Genomic DNA, 16,235 nt, shown 5'->3' with positions numbered 1-16,235 from the left:
GGAATACTCTATCAGCATATTATTGCTGTTCGACAAACTCAGATTGGATAAGCTGAGAATCAATAATACACCGATTACGACCCGTTTTTTTCGCTTTGTATAAAGCCTGATCCGCCTGTTTGAGTATATCTTCAACACTTAATTGCATCAGTGGCCAGCCAGAAATACCTATCGATATGTTGATACTTCCTACTGGTTCGATGATTGTTTCTGATACCCGCATACGTAGTCGTTCCGCGAGTAAATAAGCTGATTTGGCGTTAATATTAGGTAATATAACAATAAACTCTTCACCCCCCGTACGTGCAACAAAATCATTTTCACGGGTTACATCAACAACAATTTTAGCCAACGACTGTAAAACAATATCACCAATATCATGGCCAAATTCATCATTCACACGTTTAAAAAAATCAATATCGATAGCAAGCACAGTGAATGGCGTTTGCTGTAAAGTGAGTTGCTCTAACATGAGCTCCAGACTACGTCGATTATGCAAGCCTGTAAGGGGATCTGTTTGTGCTTCATGTTTTAATAAACCAATCTGGTTTTGTAATAAACCAACCCCTTTTAGCATCGCTAAACGCAGTTCAGAGCTTTCATAATACCAAGAGCGTACTTGTTTTAACTGCTGCGATGTAGACGGGTTATCAAGTGTTTTTGCGGTTTCTGCTAGTTGCCGTAAAGGCTTTGCAATTAACCGAGCTAACACCCAAATAAACACAAAGGTTGCCAATCCGACCGGCAGAGTTCGATATAAAACATTCATCATTAAATCGTCTAATGGCGCAAATGTAGCGTCTAATGGTCGTTGCGTAACAATGCCCCAAGAAGCACTTTTTAATGGTGCATAACCTGCCAACATCACTATGTTTTGACTATTGGTTAACTGCCTAGTGCCACTTTCACCTCTTAGCACCGCTTCGATCACTGGATTGTTAAAAACTTGCTCACCGACCCGAGAAACATCTGGGTGATAAAGTAAGCGTCTACTTTTATCAACTACATAAATATATGAACCGTCTTTATGAAAATGTACTTGCAGTAAGTCATGTAAAATTCCTTTTTGCTTGAGATATAAGGTCCCTCCTATATAGCCAAGGTATTCATTTTGAAGGTTAAATATAGGATGCGAAATAAATATTATGAGGTTGCCGGTGACAGAAATATAAGGCTCACTGATCATTGGTTTTTTATACGCCAACGCTTGTTTTGCACCATCACTTTCTAATAGTTGCCCTTTTATCTTTAGACTCAATGGCGAAAGTCCTAATACCACGCCATTTTTATCGACGATCACCGTTGAGTTAAAGCTATCAGTTTGCAACCTAAGTCGCTGCGCCTCTTGTTCGAGCGTGTTTGCATCATTAAATTCAGTCGCAAGGACTTTTGCTGAATAAGCGAGTTGCTGTTGCGATGCCAATAAAAACCGATCCGTTGCAGAGACGAGTTTAGCCGCATACGCATTATGATTTTTTAAGGTCTGGGATTGCAGTTGCTGCTTTTGTACTTGGTAGCTGGAATAAAAGCTATTTAAAAAGGTGATCATCGTCACTGAAATAGCTAAAAACAAGATTAATTTTTTTAAATCAAGGTTGATATTAATAAGGCTTCGCAAAATAGGTCTACTCTATGCTGGCCTTGTATTTCCTTGGCGATTATCTAAACAACCTATACTAGCAAGTTACTTTCACCAGCTCCAATTCAATTTGCTCTAAACTTGATTTAGCACAAGTTAACAGTGTATTTATACTAACCGTTTGCGCTGCAAGCCAATTGAGACTGAGCAATACATTGCTGCTGGGCTTGCTCAATAGTGTCGCCCCCAATACAAAAATCTAGCCGAATAACTTTATGTTCAAGCGCTGCTTGCTTGTTGTTAGCAACTTGCCAATGCCAACTATTTAGCAATTTCTTAGCTTCTTTTGACAATGTTTTACCTGGTATTGCTGACATCAATTCAATATTTTCGATATCACCCTCTCCCGTAATATCAAAACTATAAACGGCACATCCGCGCACGCCAGCTTTTGCAAGTGTTAATGGATATTTAGGCGTATTTGGATTTTCGCGTATCCATATCATCTGCTCTTTTGATGGCTTTAAGTGACTAATTTGTACATCAGCATAAGTCGTTTTTGCCATCGTCATTGTGCTTAACATAAGCAAAGTCATGCCGCCAAGTGAGTATTTAGTAACCATTATCAATCCTTAATTTAAAAAACCACATATAAGGTACAGGAGTTTTTAGCTAAAAGCGATTGATTTACGACTTCCCTTTCAGGAATAATTTATTATAATGAATCCAATTTAAATGAAATAAAAATAATTATGCTGTCTGTTCACTGCCAAAAAATATTACAGCAATTACCCAGTCATCGGTTGCTCGCCTTAGACGTGATGCGAGGGCTGACTATCGCGACGATGATTTTAGTTAATAACCCAGGAAGTTGGTTATATCTATACTGGCCGCTTAAACATGCTGATTGGCATGGCCTCACACCCACTGATTTAATTTTCCCATTTTTTATTTTTATTGTTGGGATGTCGATCACGCTATCGGTTAATGCCATGCAGGCCAAAGAAATTACCAAGCGAAGCATACTCAGAGCTGGCGTAATACGCACGCTAAAGCTAATTGCATTAGGTTGGTTTTTAGCCCTGTTTTACTACAATTTTCGCGACCCTAATTTCAGCTGGCTAGATGAACGTTTAGCAGGTATTAGGATCATGGGCGTTTTACAACGCATCGGTCTAGTTTATCTCGTTGCCTTAGCTTGTTACCTTTATATAAAACCAAGGTATATTGCACTCACCTTTGTTAACTTATTAATCGGGTACGGCACATTAATGGTATATATGCCCTATTCATTGCCTAACGGCGAAATCGTTAAAGGGCTGTGGTTACATAGTAATAATCTCAGCGCTTGGCTCGATAATTTACTACTTGGCGCACAACATGTTTACTATGCCAATGCTGAGCCTTTGCCGTTTGATCCTGAAGGTCTACTCTCAACCTTACCAGCCATAGCAACGGCGTTATCAGGGGTATTATGCGGATACTATATAAGTACTGAAAAAAACCTTGGCAAACAAGTCAAAATATTTACCATAGTGGCTATTACAAGCATTGTTTGCGGGTGCTTACTTTCATTTGTAACACCAATAAATAAAGCGCTATGGACGCCAAGCTATGTAATGATCAGCTCAGGACTCGCGATGTTGTGCTATGCACTGTGTAGCTATATTCTCGATATTCGTAAAGTTCGCTTATGGTGCGCACCTTTTTTAGTGTTTGGTGCTAATGCGATTTTATTTTTTATGTTTGCTGGGGTAGTTGCCCGTATTTTAATTATGATCCCTGTTGGAGAAACGAGCTTAAAAGGGGTTATTTTTAGCAAAGCCCTGCAACCACTATTAGGAAATTACATGGGCTCATTTGCTTTCTCAGTATTATTTTTATTACTCTCTTATGCAGTGATGTATGCTTGCTATAAACGCCGTATTTTTTGGAAAGTTTAAGCCTCATCAACAGGCTTTTGAGCTCACTTTATCAAGTAAATACAACACGGATTGATAATTAATGCCGCTGTGTTGTGTTAAACCAATTTCACAACTGCGACTATTAGAAATCCCCGAGCTGCAATTGTTAGGCACTTGGCTGCGCAAGGTTTTTAACGCGTTAGCATTAAGCTCTGGTAAGTTAAAACCTTTATCACCGGCAAAACCGCAGCATTCAATATCGGCTGGAATAATCACCTCACTGCAACACGCTTTTGCTAGATCCACCAATTGTTGCTCGCTGCCACGGCGTTTACTGCTGCACGTGACATGCAGCATTACCGGTTCTGATTGTGCTGTGAGTGTTAATTTAGGCAATAAATACTGATACGCAAATTCGGCACTTTCCAGCACAGTTAGCCCGCGTTGTTGCGCCGCTGAGGTCGTGGTTAGCGCGCATGGGCTAGCGTCAAAAACAACCGGATAACGGCCATTTTCAGACAACTGCTCTGCAATAGCGAGTAACTGCTCCCCCTTGCTAGTTGCTTGCTGGGGTAAGCCTTTACTCGCAAATGGCATTCCACAACATAGTTCGTTGGCTTGCTCTGGTAATAATAATTCAATCCCCGCTTTACTCGTTAAACTGTGCATGATTTGCATGATTGAACGTTTATCCGCCGCGCTTTCATCTGGGGCAAAAACGCGACTGGCACAGCTTGGTAAGTACACCACTTTATCTAGTTGCGGTAACTGCTGCTGTTTACGATTAATTGGCTGCTCCCCTCGCGGCCACGCGGAGTAATAAAGCGGCGTGCCAAGCAACTTATTAGCAGGTTTGCTTAAACTGCGCAGCATAGGCGCACCAATAATATTACGTATAACGGCCAAACTGGTTAAGCCAAACCGTGCCGTGCTGGCAACTGCTGCAAAGTGTTTTACCGCAAAATTAGCCGCGTAACGGGCTGTTTTATTATCGCGTAATTGCTGTGTTCGTAATGACTTAATAAATTCGCCTGTATTGATCCCAACCGGGCACTTCATGCCACATAATCCGGTCGCCGCGCAGCTATCGATGCCTAAATACTGAAAGTCATTTTCAATACTTTTTAATTGCCGATTAAGTTGCTGTTTAACACTTAGCTCGTCAGTTATAGCTAATGTATTAACTAACTCAGTGCGACGTCGCCACAAAGTTATCCGCTGGCGTGGAGTGAGCGTAAGCCCTTTTGAGGGGCAAACAGTTTCGCAAAAACCACACTCTATACATTTGTCGATGATGTCGTCGCTGCTGGGCATGGATTTAAGATTTTGAATATGGCAATTTTCATCTGCATTGATGATCACCCCTGGGTTTAAGATATTATCTTCATCAAATAGCTGTTTAATACGCTGCATCACCGCAAAACCATCAGCTCCCCACTCCGTGGCCACAAACGGTGCCATATTACGCCCTGTGCCATGCTCGGCTTTTAATGAACCATTCAGCTCTACCGCTACCAGCTGCGAAACATCTTGCATAAATTGCTCATAACGCGCTACTTGCTCAGGAGTATCAAAGGCTTGAGTAAACACAAAATGTAAATTACCCGCTAGCGCATGACCAAAAATAATCGCTTCATCGTAGCTGTACTTATCAAATAGCTGGTGCAGTGCCTGCACGCCTTGGGCTAAAACGTCCAGTTCAAACGCCACATCTTCGATGATCACGGTAGTACCATTTTCACGTACAGCCCCTACCGCAGGAAAGGTGCCTTTACGAATATTCCACAATAGCGCGTTGCGTTTTACATCCGTTGAAAACGCCATTGTTGCTAATTGATGGCTACTAAATTTAGCCACCAATCTATCAACTTGTTGTTGTAAACCAGCGAGCTTAACTGCATCTTCTGCGCGAACTTCAATCAGTAGCGCCGCGCTATCCTCAGGGTAACTGTGTACGTCTTTGGGCATAATGTCATGATGTCATGATGTGCCACCGATATCAGTGAACGTTTATCTAGTAACTCAACTGCGGCGACCTCCAAGTTTGCCAATTGTTTTACTAGCTCACACACTTGGCTTATATCGTCAAAAATAATAAACGCAGTGCTTTTATGGGCATGCTCAACCACCGTATGATAGGTAATATCGGCGATGAATCCGAGTGTACCTTCCGAGCCAATCATTAAATGTTTAATAATTTCAATTGGGTCTGTGTAATCGAGTAACGCATTTAAGCCATAACCGGTAGTATTTTTTAACCGGTATTTATGCGCAATACGCTGCGCTAACTGAGTATTACTAGCAACTTGTTGGGCAAGTTCAGTTAGGTCTTTAATAAATAACGAATGAGTTTGTAAAAATTCAGCACAACTTTGCTCTGAGCGGGTATCTAGTACTGAGCCGTCAGCGAAGATTAAGGTCATGTCCTTTACAGTGTGATAACTATTTTGTGCAACCCCACAACACATACCGGATGAGTTGTTTGCCGCCATACCGGCAATTTTGCAACTATTGATTGAGGCTGGATCAGGGCCAATTTTACGACCAAAAGGCGCCAGTAACTGATTAACACGGGCACCAATAATAGCAGGCTCTAAGCGAATACTGTGGCCTTGGTTTTCAATTTCATAGCCTGACCATGAATCAGCAAGTAATACTAACACTGAGTCAGTAATCGCTTGCCCAGATAAGCTAGTGCCAGCCGCGCGAAAAGTGATCGCTACTTTATACGTAGCAGCAGCACTAATAACTTGTTGTGCTTGTTGCTGATCAGCGACCAGTACTATTAACTGGGGCACTAAACGGTAAAAACTGGCATCGGTGCCAAACGCATAGCGCCTAGCGTAATCTTCAATAAACGCTGAGGCAGGCAGCTTATCACTAAGTTGTTGTTGAAAAAGTGTCAGTGCTGTTGCCATTATTTTGCCCCTTGGTGATGTCGTTAACTTGATTGGCGACCTACCAATCTTTATGGAATATATTATTACTTGAAACAAAGGTGAATTACTATCAATAAAAACCTATATCATATTAATTTTTTTCATCTAAATAGCTATTAAGACTTAATATTTATGTAGTATTAAGGCAACCACGTGATTCATCGGTGGTTTTTGCAGTTCAGAAAAAAAACCGTTAATGTGATAGAAATATGTTGTATTTTAGTCCAAAATGGCATTAACATCAGGAATAAAATATTCACAATTAAAATAAGCAATTCAGCTTTGGAGCCTACTGTGTTAAATAAGTTTGCCATATCATCAATTCTCTTTGGATTAGGGTGTTTATTACCAATGAAATCGACCTTTGCAGCGACAAATTTAACCCTTGAGCAACAGCTTGGTCAAAAGCTAATGCTCGATTTTCGTTATTATTGTGAGCAAGATTCAGAGCAAAAATGTCGCAAGGCAGTGACTGAATTACCAGCAGATTTAGCCAAAGTGATCACCAAACATAATATTGGTGGCGTTATTTTATTTGCCGAGAATATTGAAAACATTTCGCAAATCGTTAAATTAAACAATGCCATGCAACAAGCGGCGGCAAAATCAAGCTTAGGTGCGCCGTTATTTATCTCAATTGACCAAGAAGGCGGTCGTGTCGCCCGTATTCCTCGCGATGTAGCGACCTCATTTACTGGCAATATGTCAATCGGTGCTAGTTATAAAGTGCACGGCACTAAGTTTGCGACACAGTCGGCACAAGTGATTGCCGATGAGCTAAAAGCTGTGGGGGTTAATGTTAACTACGCACCGACTGTTGATGTTAATATGAACCCTGATAACCCGGTGATCAATGTACGTTCATACGGCGAAGATCCAACTCTAGTAAGCATTTTAGGTGGTGCACAAGTTGCAGGTTTTGAAGGCAACGGTGTGATTACCTCGTTAAAGCATTTTCCAGGTCATGGCGATACCAATGTTGATAGTCACACTGGCTTACCAAAGGTTATGCATGACAAAGAAACCATTTGGGCTAAAGATTTACCGCCATTTCAACGTATTATTAAAGAACAAAACCCTGGCATGATCATGACTGCGCATATTCAATACCCAGCGCTTGATAGCAGTACGTTTGTTAGTAAAGATGGCAAAACCATGATCAAACCCGCCACTATGTCACATAAAATCATCAGCGAATTATTGCGCGATGAAATGGGCTATCAAGGTGTGGTGATCACCGATGCACTCGATATGGCTGGTATTAGCCACTTTTTTGAACCTATCGAGGCAGTTGTAAATACTTTTGCCGCGGGTGTTGATATTGCATTAATGCCGATTGAAATTCGTAGCCCTAAAGATTTAGCGGTGCTTGACCAACTGATCACTCGCTTAGTCAGCGAAGTAAAAAAAGGCAATTTAAACGCCGACGAAGTCGCTACATCGGCGCAGCGCATCATTAATTTAAAAAGTAAGTTTAAATTAACAACTGAGCTTAACGAATCCTTAGCTATGCAAAAAGCACAGCTGATTTTAGGTGATGAAAGTCATCGTAAAGTAGAAGCAGAGTTAGCACTTGCTGCCATTACTGAAGTTAAAAATGACAAAAGCACTTTACCAATTAAACTCAGCGCCAATACTAAAGTACATATCATTATGCCTGATACCCGAAAGTGTATCGCGTTACAGCAGGCAATGCAGGAGCATACACAGCAACAAGTTTCATTTAGCTGCACCAGCTTGCAAGGCTTTGAACCTATTGCAACGCTAAAAGCGCTTAACGAAGCGGATGTCATCATCGCGGGTAATGCGTCTCCTAATCAAAGTGCGGTTGAGGTTGGCGGTATGGATGATCTATCAGACAACCCGAGCTTCGCAATTGCTAAAGCAGAACAGGGCCCGGCACTTGAAAAGCTACTTCAGCAAGCACAGTTGGCTAATAAGAAAACTGTTTTTGTGAGCCTGCGGGCCCCTTATGATATTGCCACATTTGGCCAATATGCTGATGCAATTTTAGCAACTTATGCGTATAACATAGATGTAGATAATAGTGTTAAAGTAGCAGGACCAGCTTTTACAGCTCTTGCAAAAGTACTAGTTGGGGAAAACCCAGCACAGGGTACTTTACCTGTTACCGTAAACGGCATTAACAACAACTAAGTTCAAGAGGATACTATGCAACATAACGCATCACTTACAACGCCTTACGCTATTCGAAATATGATCCGTAATGAAGATTACACAGGTCACACTTCAGGGTTTGTGCCTGGTTTTGTGCAGGCTAATTTAGTGATTTTACCCCAGAAGTATGCGTTGGACTTTTTACAATTTTGCCAAGCAAATAAAAAGTCATGCCCGATTGTTGCAACGAGCCGTTTAGCGGGAGCAACGAGTATTCCTAATGTCGCTCATGACTTGGATATTCGTACTGATTTACCTCGCTATCGGATTTTTAAAAATGGCCAATTAATTGAAGAAGTCACTAATATCAAAGAGCAATGGCGCGATGATTTAGTTACTTTTTTAATTGGCTGCTCATTCTCATTTGAAGAACCACTCAAAGCTGCCGGGATCGAAATACGCAATATTACTGAGAACAAAAATGTGCCTATGTACATGACTAATATTCCGTGTGAAACTGCCGGTATATTCCATGCAAACATGGTAGTGAGTATGCGACCAATGAAACCTGCGGATGCGATTCGTGCAATTCAAATTTGTAGTCGCTTTCCTGATGTACACGGAGCACCCGTGCACTTTGGTGATCCTGCTGCAATCGGCATTAAAGATATTTACCGCCCTAACTTTGGTGAGTCTGTCACTATTAAAGAAGGCGAAGTGCCGGTATTTTGGGCTTGTGGTGTTACCCCGCAAATAGCGATAGCGAATGCCGCACCTGATTTTTGTATCACTCATAGCCCAGGCCATATGTTGATCACCGATATTCAAAATGCCCATATTTCGGCTTTTTAAACGGAAATAATAATGAAGCTCAATTGTGATTTAGGTGAAAGCTTTGGCGCATGGCAAATGGGCCTCGATGATGAGGTCATGCCACATATTGATATGGCCAATATTGCCTGTGGTTTTCATGGCGGTGATAGTGATGTAATGGCCAACACCTTAGCGCTTGCCAAACAACATAAGGTAATGATTGGCGCTCATCCAAGCTACCCTGATAAACAAGGTTTTGGCCGTCGCTCGATGGTGTTAACGCCACAAGAGCTAAGCAACTGCCTGCATTACCAAATAGCCGCTATTGAAGGCATGGCAAGAGTGCAAGGTCTAAGCTTGGAATACGTAAAACCACATGGTGCTTTATACAACGATATGATGGTTGATGAAACGATACTGACCACTGTAATGCAAGCAGTAGCCAGTTATCCAAGCAAATTAAAATTGATGATACTTGCTACTGCTAACGCTGAGCAGCATCAACAATTGGCGAAGCAATACCAGATAGAACTAATTTTAGAAGCGTTTGCTGATCGTCAATACACAGATGAAGGCTTGCTCGTTTCTCGAAGCATGGTTGGCAGTGTCCACGATAAGCCCGCATTGATTGCACAAGTAAAACAGTTACTCGCTACAGGTTGTGTGACTACTCGCTCTGGTAAGCAATTACCATTGCATGCTGATAGTTTATGCGTACATGGCGATAACGCCGCTGGTATCGCCCTTATCGAAGAGATCAAAGCACTATGTCACACCAATTAAGTGATGTGCAGTTAAGCCAAGCCATTGAAATCATGATGGTCGAACAAAATCTTCGCGGCATGCAAAACCTCTATGCGCATCAGCAAACAGGCACTTACCTGCGCGCCGCAAAGTCATTATTTGATGCAAAAAACACGATACTGATTGGCACCGGTTTTGCGGTAAAACAAACCTTTGAAACCGACGGCCCAGTTGGTGCTATTGCTTTATACAATGCATTGCAAGCACTTGGTAAAAACCCCATATTGGTATGTGGCAACCCCCTTTACAGTGCCCTTAATAATGACTTTAATTGCTTTGAGTTACCACTTAATAACTTCACTGAGGCGCTGTCATTCAGCCAAGCGGCGTTGGCAAATTTGAAGCCAGACTGCGTACTGTCAATCGAGCGCCCAGGGTTATGCCATGGGAATAAATACTACAATATGCGCGGCATAGATATATCTGCCTATTGTGGCTGCTTTGACTTTTTTATCTCGCAAGCGGCTTGTCCAACCATTGCTATTGGCGATGGTGGTAACGAAATAGGTATGGGTAATGTTGCTCAATACATGACTGAGCTGAGTATTAGGCCAAGCTTAACGTGCTGCGATGAGCTATTACTTGCTGATGTATCTAACTGGGCAGCGTACGGCATTATCGCTTTTTTAAGCCGCTGGTATCACCAAGACTTACTTGCCAATATCAATACCTTAGCAATTTTACAATATTTAAGTGACCGTGGTAGCGTTGATGGCGTTACCCACAAGAACGAGCTAACCGAAGATGGCTTACACGCTATGCACGGCCAGCAATTAATAACACGACTGCGCCAACTCGGCGGCTTTATAGAGAATGAGGATTATCCATGAGCACGGTTTACCTAAATGGTGATTACCTAGCAGCAGCAGACGCGAAAATTTCACCAATGGATCGCGGGTTTTTATTTGGTGATGGTATTTATGAAGTCATACCTGCTTATCAAGGTAAAATGCTGGGCTTTAATGCGCATATCGAGCGGATGAATAACGGCCTTAATGAAATTGAAATTAAGCTCGGTTACAGCACTGATAAATGGCGTGAAATTTGCCAACAGCTGTGTGAAAAAAATCACGGTGATAATTTAGGTATTTATTTACACGTCAGCCGAGGGGCCGATACCAAACGCGCTCATGCTTACCCCACAGATATAACACCAACCGTGTTTGCGTATGTATTTGAAATTCCTCCTCAACCCGTCAGCGACATTGAACACGCCACAACTTATACCGTTTCGTTAGAACAAGATAAGCGTTGGCAGCGTTGTCACATCAAATCAACCGCGCTACTTGGCAATGTCATTCATTATCAACAAGGTGCTGCCGCTGGCAATAAAGAGACTATTTTGTATAACCGGATAGATGAAATAACCGAAGCAAGTTCAAGTAATGTATTTATAGTTAAAGAGGGGGTCATTAGTACCCCACCACTAGATAACCAAATTTTACCGGGTATAACACGTTGGTTAATTTTAAATATTCTACATAGTCATAGTGATTTTAAAGTACAACAACGTGTTATTAGTAAAACAGAACTGCTTGACGCCGATGAAGTGTGGATTACGAGCGCAACCAAAGAAGTCGGCGCTGTGGTAAAAGTAAATGGTAAACTTGTCGGTGACGGGAAACCGGGCAAAGTATGGCAACAAGTACAAAGTTTATTTACCAAACATAAATTTGATTACTAATAGCACTTAGCGTTAATTTTAAAAGCCGTGTTTGTTAATTCAACACGGCCTACTTACACTACTTGGGCGGTTCATAAGGCCAAACTTCAAGCACGCCATCACTGGTTTCAGTCATAATACTTTTGCTATTTTTATCATAGGCTACCGCCAAGACGGAGCTGCGCAAACGTAGCTTTGCCGCCTTATACTCTGCTAGCTGCTGGCCATCGGCAACACGCCATAAATACAAAGTACTTTTTGGCAACCCTGTTAAAAACCATTTATCATCATTAATAAATAGCGAGTCATTAAACTCGATAAAATTGGCCATAATATTTAGTTCAGCTCGTTCTTCAGCTGTTTTTAAATCTAAAAATTGCCGATCATCCACAGAATCGATAGAAAACCCAATGCTTGCATTGCTATTCATAGCAACGTGATTAATGCGTGTTGTGGATTTAAAACGCTGCGTAATTTTACCGTCGTTAGTTGTCCAAACGTAGGCAAATTTATCACTTGAGCCAGTTAAGGCTGTTGTTCCATCATCAGATAGAGCCACAGAGTTAATATCTAAGCGGTGAATTTTTAGTAATTTAGAGACTGATGTTTGAGTGTTTATCACTTGCGCTTCACCAGAGCGATAGCCAATAAGAATAGTGCTTGCATCAGCAGAGACTGCGATATCACGAGCAATATTTTTCCCTGTCGCCCAACTACCCACTAGTTGACCTGTGGTGGCTGAAAACATATGCACAGAGGTACGATTAGAAATGAAATATTTGCTTTTGTCTTTACTAAAACCAACTAATTCAATGTGTTTAGCATCGTCGCCAACAAGGCACTTAAATTTTAGCTGATTTGTTTTATTATCCCATAAACACACCTTGCCTTGCTCAGCAACGATACTCATAGAACCATCAACAGTAAGTGCAGCTGATAATACAGGTTCATTAGTGTGGCGAAACTCACTCAAAGGTGCAGCTTCAAACACGGTATCACCAAAACAGCCCGCCAAGTTAATCATCAAACCTGTTGTTATAATGGATTTTAAAAAATTAGTACGCACTGATATTCCCTCATCTTATTATTTTTAGCACTTATAATGCTTAACTATTGAGGTAACTATCTTCTCACTTTCTGGTTACAGTTTCTATCCGATTAAGGTGCGTACCTATTTGTTTTTTATTAAATTTAATTTAAGTTAGCGCTTTATACCCGTTCACTATTTCCCAGCAAGCTTATTTAACCAGCTAGTGCGTTGCTCTTGCGAGGAACTAATAATAGGGCCAATATACTTAGTTGCTGTTAACTTAATTCCACAAAAACCTAAAATTGTGTGTTTTAGTTGCTTGGTAGCGGGGGCACCTTGGAATATCCGGTAATACCAAGGTGGCGTATCTAAGGTCAATATAAGCTGCGCTGTGCGGCCTGTTAATAATTTCTCTGGGATGGTTTTATTTGGGTGATACTCAAAGGCAAATCCGGGTAAAAACGTGCGGTCAATCAAGCCTTTAAATTTTGCAGGTAGCCCACCCCACCAAATAGGAATAAACAACACAATATGTTCAGCCCACTCAACTTGAGCTTGAAACGAGACTAAATCGGGTTCAAGTGACTGTAGCTGGTCATAGCCATGGCTTAAATTAGGGTCAAAATGCATCGCACTGAGTGATACAACTTGTACTTCACTTTCACTACTTTGTTGATAGATTGTCGCTAGTGATGCGCAAAAGCTGCCAGACTTAGGGTTGGCGTCGATAACCAATACACGTTTATTCATACTTCTACTCCTTTAAAAGCAGTAGCATACCCTCTCCCCTAAGGGGTAGAGTCAAGGTTATTCAAACAGTTTTTTATATCCATGTGATAAAAATCTAGCAACTCTTTTTGCTTTTTCAGTGCAGCAATATCATTCAATACTTGCTGTTGTTTGTCCTCTAGTAGAGCCAATACAGCAGGCCATTTAAGATCATGGCGTGCAACTTTTAACTGTTTAAGCTGAGTTAAACTAAGCCCTAATAACTGAGCTCGTTTGATCAAGGTTACAAACTCAACATCCGCTTTAGTGTAAACTCGGTATCGGCCTTGGCGCGCTATGTTTGTCAACAAACCAATCTCTTCATAATGCCTAACAGCTTTAATTGACGCTCCGCTGCGCTTTGCCATTTCACTAATATACATAGTTCTTCCTTGGGTGGGTTGAAGTTATTGAATAATAATGTAGATGGCGGAATGTGAGAAGCCTATTTAGTCTTTAGCGGTGAAAAACTAAACCACTTGCCAAAAGGGCGAAGTTTTATGTAACAATAAAAGTGATTATCTGGTGAAAAACCAGAGTTAACACGGCTAAAAGGTGAGTTTATTACGCCCTGTTTGCTTAGAGATATAGAGCTTTTCATCAGCTTTTTTTATAATTTCATCTTGCCCACTTAGGCTGCGAAAAGTAGCAACTCCAGCACTTACCGTTAATACATCAAATGCTGAATGATCATGTTCAATATTTAGCGCAGCAACACTTTGTACAATTTTTTGTGCAACCAGTACAGCACCTGATAAATCAGTGAATGGTAAAATCACCGCAAATTCTTCACCGCCATAACGTGATACAAAATCACACGGCCTTTTAAGAGTATCTTGAATACAATTGGCTACGCTTTGAAGGGCTTTATCGCCGACTACATGACCATAAATATCATTAAATTGTTTAAAATAATCAATGTCGATAAATATAAGGGCATAATCACTCACCTCACGTATAGCACTCAATTGTGTTTGTATAAGGTGAGAATCAAAATATCGGCGGTTATAGACCTGCGTTAAACTATCTAAAAACACCATTTCAAGTAGTTTATCACGTTGTAACTTAAGCGTAAGGTGGACTTTAACACGATTAAAAACAGTTTTAGCATTAATAGGCTTATTAATAAAATCAACACCACCAACTTGCCAACATACGTCTTCATGTTGTTCGAACGAAGTTATAAAAATAACCGGAACGTCTTTTAAATCAGGATTGGTTTTAAGCCGTTTACACGTTTCAATACCATTAATTCCCTCCATTGCGATATCAAGTAAAATTAAATCTGGGATATCGATTTCGCAATGCTTAATTGCTTGTTCACCACTAGTAACAGCCGTGGTGTTGTAATGAGAGGAAAGTACTTTCTCTAAAAGTGAAATATTTAACTGCTGATCATCAACAATCAATACTTTAGATTTTGTAAGGCTTTGAGCTATTTCACTTTCTACATTTGTCATTTACTGCACTCTTACTACTTTAGCTCACCTACTTAGCACAAGCCCACTCAAGTTAAGTAACCTAAGTCATGATATTTTTGATTATTCTTTGATCTAGCATACACTATCGGCGAAATTACAAAAGTATTCATTTTTCACACTCGCAGCAAGTTGAATATTCCTAACGAGTAAAGCAAAACACATTGAGTTTATTACCGTCTAAATCGCGGAAATAACCGGCATAAAATCCCGGTATTCCACGTGGACTAGTCGCCCCTTCGTCTGTAGCGCCAAGTTCAATTGCTTTTACATAAAAAGCATCTACTTAGGCCGGGCTTGAAGCAGCTATAGCAATCATTGTGTAAAGTAAGTGATTAAATTTAGCCAGAGTATGCTGGCCAGTCTGTTAATTAAAAATTATATTCCCCATTGCACAATTATAGTACTATCAATACTTTAATAAGCCGAACATCACTAATTATTTTATGACTATTCACCAATGCACACAGCTAACACCTTTGCTTACTCATAAATCATATTGCTGTAAATTTGAGACTGAGAACTTTTTAGGTGATGACTATAATCGCTATCAAATCCCCTTTCCTAAACAATTAGAAACAGCCGTTGCTAAACGTAAAGCCGAATATTTAGCTGGCAGAGTGTGCGCTAAACGCGTACTGGCGGCCCTTAATATCTATAATTTTGAACTAATAAGCGCAGCAGATCGTGCTCCTATCTGGCCTAATAAAATAGTGGGCAGCATTACCCATAGCCAAAATACAGCAATGGCAATGGCATCTGACAGTAGCGGTATTGCGGGGATCGGTATCGATATAGAGCAGCTAATGAGTGCCCAGCAAGAGCAAGAACTACAACAACAAATTTTGCGCCCTGATGAACTTGTTCAGTTTCAACGATTAGCCACACAAATAACACACCCATTAACCGTGATTTTTTCTGCAAAAGAAAGTATTTTTAAAGCATTATACCCAAACGTTAAACAATTTTTTGGTTTTGAAGCCGCCCAGCTTATTGCTTTTAATAAACAACAACTGCAATTTAAAATAACCCAAACACTCTCAGAGCAAGTGCCGCAAGACACTTGTTTAACCGTTTTTTATCAATGTAACAACGAGCAAGTACTCACTGAGTGCGAATTTAAAACGCCTTTGTGAACT

At 40.8% G+C, this 16,235-nt stretch carries 15 protein-coding genes; 7 read left to right on the top strand and 8 right to left on the bottom strand.

What is annotated here, in order from left to right; genetic code table 11:
* Positions 1-19: 19 nt before the first annotated feature.
* Positions 20-1,618, bottom strand: a complete 1,599-nt coding sequence (locus tag NDQ71_RS22405) for a sensor domain-containing diguanylate cyclase (protein WP_347177761.1) — start codon at positions 1,616-1,618, stop codon at positions 20-22.
* 134 nt (positions 1,619-1,752) lie between these two features.
* On the bottom strand, positions 1,753-2,202 hold the full coding sequence (locus NDQ71_RS22400; protein ID WP_283708837.1) for an energy transducer TonB: 450 nt from the start codon (positions 2,200-2,202) through the stop codon (positions 1,753-1,755).
* A gap of 129 nt (positions 2,203-2,331) precedes the next feature.
* On the opposite strand from NDQ71_RS22400, the gene NDQ71_RS22395 reads away from it, so the two are divergent.
* Positions 2,332-3,522, top strand: a complete 1,191-nt coding sequence (locus tag NDQ71_RS22395; RefSeq protein ID WP_301562777.1) for an acyltransferase family protein — start codon at positions 2,332-2,334, stop codon at positions 3,520-3,522.
* A 6-nt stretch (positions 3,523-3,528) separates the two neighbouring features.
* Here the strand turns inward: NDQ71_RS22395 and NDQ71_RS22390 are convergent, their stop codons facing one another.
* Together NDQ71_RS22390 and NDQ71_RS22385 are read right to left on the bottom strand one after the other, a co-directional pair.
* The gene (locus NDQ71_RS22390) at positions 3,529-5,451 is read right to left on the bottom strand and encodes an FAD-binding and (Fe-S)-binding domain-containing protein (RefSeq protein ID WP_301562776.1); all 1,923 of its coding nucleotides are present in this window, start codon (positions 5,449-5,451) and stop codon (positions 3,529-3,531) included.
* Positions 5,403-6,401, bottom strand: coding sequence for an FAD-binding oxidoreductase (locus tag NDQ71_RS22385; RefSeq protein ID WP_301562775.1), 999 nt, complete (start codon positions 6,399-6,401; stop codon positions 5,403-5,405). The genes NDQ71_RS22390 and NDQ71_RS22385 overlap by 49 nt, the downstream gene beginning before the upstream one ends.
* Positions 6,402-6,773: 372 nt before the next feature.
* Here NDQ71_RS22385 and NDQ71_RS22380 point away from each other — a divergent pair, with 372 nt between their 5' ends.
* The 5 genes from NDQ71_RS22380 to NDQ71_RS22360 are packed head-to-tail and all read left to right on the top strand — an operon-like array spanning position 6,774 to position 11,841.
* The gene (locus NDQ71_RS22380) at positions 6,774-8,579 is read left to right on the top strand and encodes a glycoside hydrolase family 3 protein (protein ID WP_283709303.1); all 1,806 of its coding nucleotides are present in this window, start codon (positions 6,774-6,776) and stop codon (positions 8,577-8,579) included.
* Positions 8,580-8,594: 15 nt separating this feature from the next.
* Complete coding sequence (locus NDQ71_RS22375) at positions 8,595-9,392, top strand: putative hydro-lyase (RefSeq protein WP_192540189.1); 798 nt, start codon at positions 8,595-8,597, stop codon at positions 9,390-9,392.
* A 12-nt stretch (positions 9,393-9,404) separates the two neighbouring features.
* Positions 9,405-10,136, top strand: coding sequence for a 5-oxoprolinase subunit PxpA (locus tag NDQ71_RS22370; RefSeq protein WP_192540188.1), 732 nt, complete (start codon positions 9,405-9,407; stop codon positions 10,134-10,136).
* A complete protein-coding gene (locus tag NDQ71_RS22365) occupies positions 10,121-10,987 on the top strand; it encodes a glutamate cyclase domain-containing protein (RefSeq protein ID WP_301562774.1) in 867 nt (288 codons plus the stop codon). Before NDQ71_RS22370 ends, NDQ71_RS22365 begins: the two co-directional genes overlap by 16 nt.
* Complete coding sequence (locus NDQ71_RS22360) at positions 10,984-11,841, top strand: aminotransferase class IV (RefSeq protein WP_192540213.1); 858 nt, start codon at positions 10,984-10,986, stop codon at positions 11,839-11,841. Before NDQ71_RS22365 ends, NDQ71_RS22360 begins: the two co-directional genes overlap by 4 nt.
* A 58-nt stretch (positions 11,842-11,899) precedes the next feature.
* Here the strand turns inward: NDQ71_RS22360 and NDQ71_RS22355 are convergent, their stop codons facing one another.
* The 4 genes from NDQ71_RS22355 to NDQ71_RS22340 form a co-directional block, all read right to left on the bottom strand.
* Entirely contained in the window at positions 11,900-12,886 is a 987-nt protein-coding gene (locus NDQ71_RS22355; RefSeq protein ID WP_192540212.1) for a WD40 repeat domain-containing protein, read from the bottom strand.
* A 156-nt stretch (positions 12,887-13,042) separates the two neighbouring features.
* The gene (locus NDQ71_RS22350) at positions 13,043-13,600 is read right to left on the bottom strand and encodes an NAD(P)H-dependent oxidoreductase (protein ID WP_192540211.1); all 558 of its coding nucleotides are present in this window, start codon (positions 13,598-13,600) and stop codon (positions 13,043-13,045) included.
* 38 nt (positions 13,601-13,638) lie between these two features.
* Positions 13,639-14,001, bottom strand: a complete 363-nt coding sequence (locus NDQ71_RS22345; RefSeq protein WP_192540210.1) for a MerR family transcriptional regulator — start codon at positions 13,999-14,001, stop codon at positions 13,639-13,641.
* A gap of 165 nt (positions 14,002-14,166) precedes the next feature.
* Positions 14,167-15,078: a diguanylate cyclase gene (locus NDQ71_RS22340; protein ID WP_192540209.1), complete on the bottom strand. Its 912-nt coding sequence runs from the start codon at positions 15,076-15,078 to the stop codon at positions 14,167-14,169.
* Between the two features lie 464 nt (positions 15,079-15,542).
* On the opposite strand from NDQ71_RS22340, the gene NDQ71_RS22335 reads away from it, so the two are divergent.
* A complete protein-coding gene (locus NDQ71_RS22335; RefSeq protein ID WP_192540207.1) occupies positions 15,543-16,232 on the top strand; it encodes a 4'-phosphopantetheinyl transferase in 690 nt (229 codons plus the stop codon).
* Positions 16,233-16,235: the final 3 nt, after the last annotated feature.

The sequence above is a fragment of the Pseudoalteromonas sp. KG3 genome (genome assembly GCF_030436385.1).
In the GTDB taxonomy this organism is placed as follows: Bacteria; Pseudomonadota; Gammaproteobacteria; order Enterobacterales; family Alteromonadaceae; genus Pseudoalteromonas; species Pseudoalteromonas prydzensis.
The sequence above is the reverse complement of the archived record's forward strand: the minus strand, read 5'-3'. Positions and strand labels throughout refer to the sequence as shown.

Bases quoted from the DNA above. Each gene is read 5' to 3' on its own strand.
- NDQ71_RS22400 (WP_283708837.1), bottom strand. From the start codon at position 2,202: ATGGTTACTAAATACTCACTTGGCGGCATGACTTTGCTTATGTTAAGC.
- NDQ71_RS22395 (WP_301562777.1), top strand. From the start codon at position 2,332: ATGCTGTCTGTTCACTGCCAAAAAATATTACAGCAATTACCCAGTCAT.
- NDQ71_RS22390 (WP_301562776.1), bottom strand. From the start codon at position 5,451: ATGCCCAAAGACGTACACAGTTACCCTGAGGATAGCGCGGCGCTACTG.
- NDQ71_RS22385 (WP_301562775.1), bottom strand. From the start codon at position 6,401: ATGGCAACAGCACTGACACTTTTTCAACAACAACTTAGTGATAAGCTG.
- NDQ71_RS22380 (WP_283709303.1), top strand. From the start codon at position 6,774: ATGAAATCGACCTTTGCAGCGACAAATTTAACCCTTGAGCAACAGCTT.
- NDQ71_RS22375 (WP_192540189.1), top strand. From the start codon at position 8,595: ATGCAACATAACGCATCACTTACAACGCCTTACGCTATTCGAAATATG.
- NDQ71_RS22370 (WP_192540188.1), top strand. From the start codon at position 9,405: ATGAAGCTCAATTGTGATTTAGGTGAAAGCTTTGGCGCATGGCAAATG.
- NDQ71_RS22365 (WP_301562774.1), top strand. From the start codon at position 10,121: ATGTCACACCAATTAAGTGATGTGCAGTTAAGCCAAGCCATTGAAATC.
- NDQ71_RS22360 (WP_192540213.1), top strand. From the start codon at position 10,984: ATGAGCACGGTTTACCTAAATGGTGATTACCTAGCAGCAGCAGACGCG.
- NDQ71_RS22350 (WP_192540211.1), bottom strand. From the start codon at position 13,600: ATGAATAAACGTGTATTGGTTATCGACGCCAACCCTAAGTCTGGCAGC.
- NDQ71_RS22345 (WP_192540210.1), bottom strand. From the start codon at position 14,001: ATGTATATTAGTGAAATGGCAAAGCGCAGCGGAGCGTCAATTAAAGCT.
- NDQ71_RS22340 (WP_192540209.1), bottom strand. From the start codon at position 15,078: ATGACAAATGTAGAAAGTGAAATAGCTCAAAGCCTTACAAAATCTAAA.
- NDQ71_RS22335 (WP_192540207.1), top strand. From the start codon at position 15,543: ATGACTATTCACCAATGCACACAGCTAACACCTTTGCTTACTCATAAA.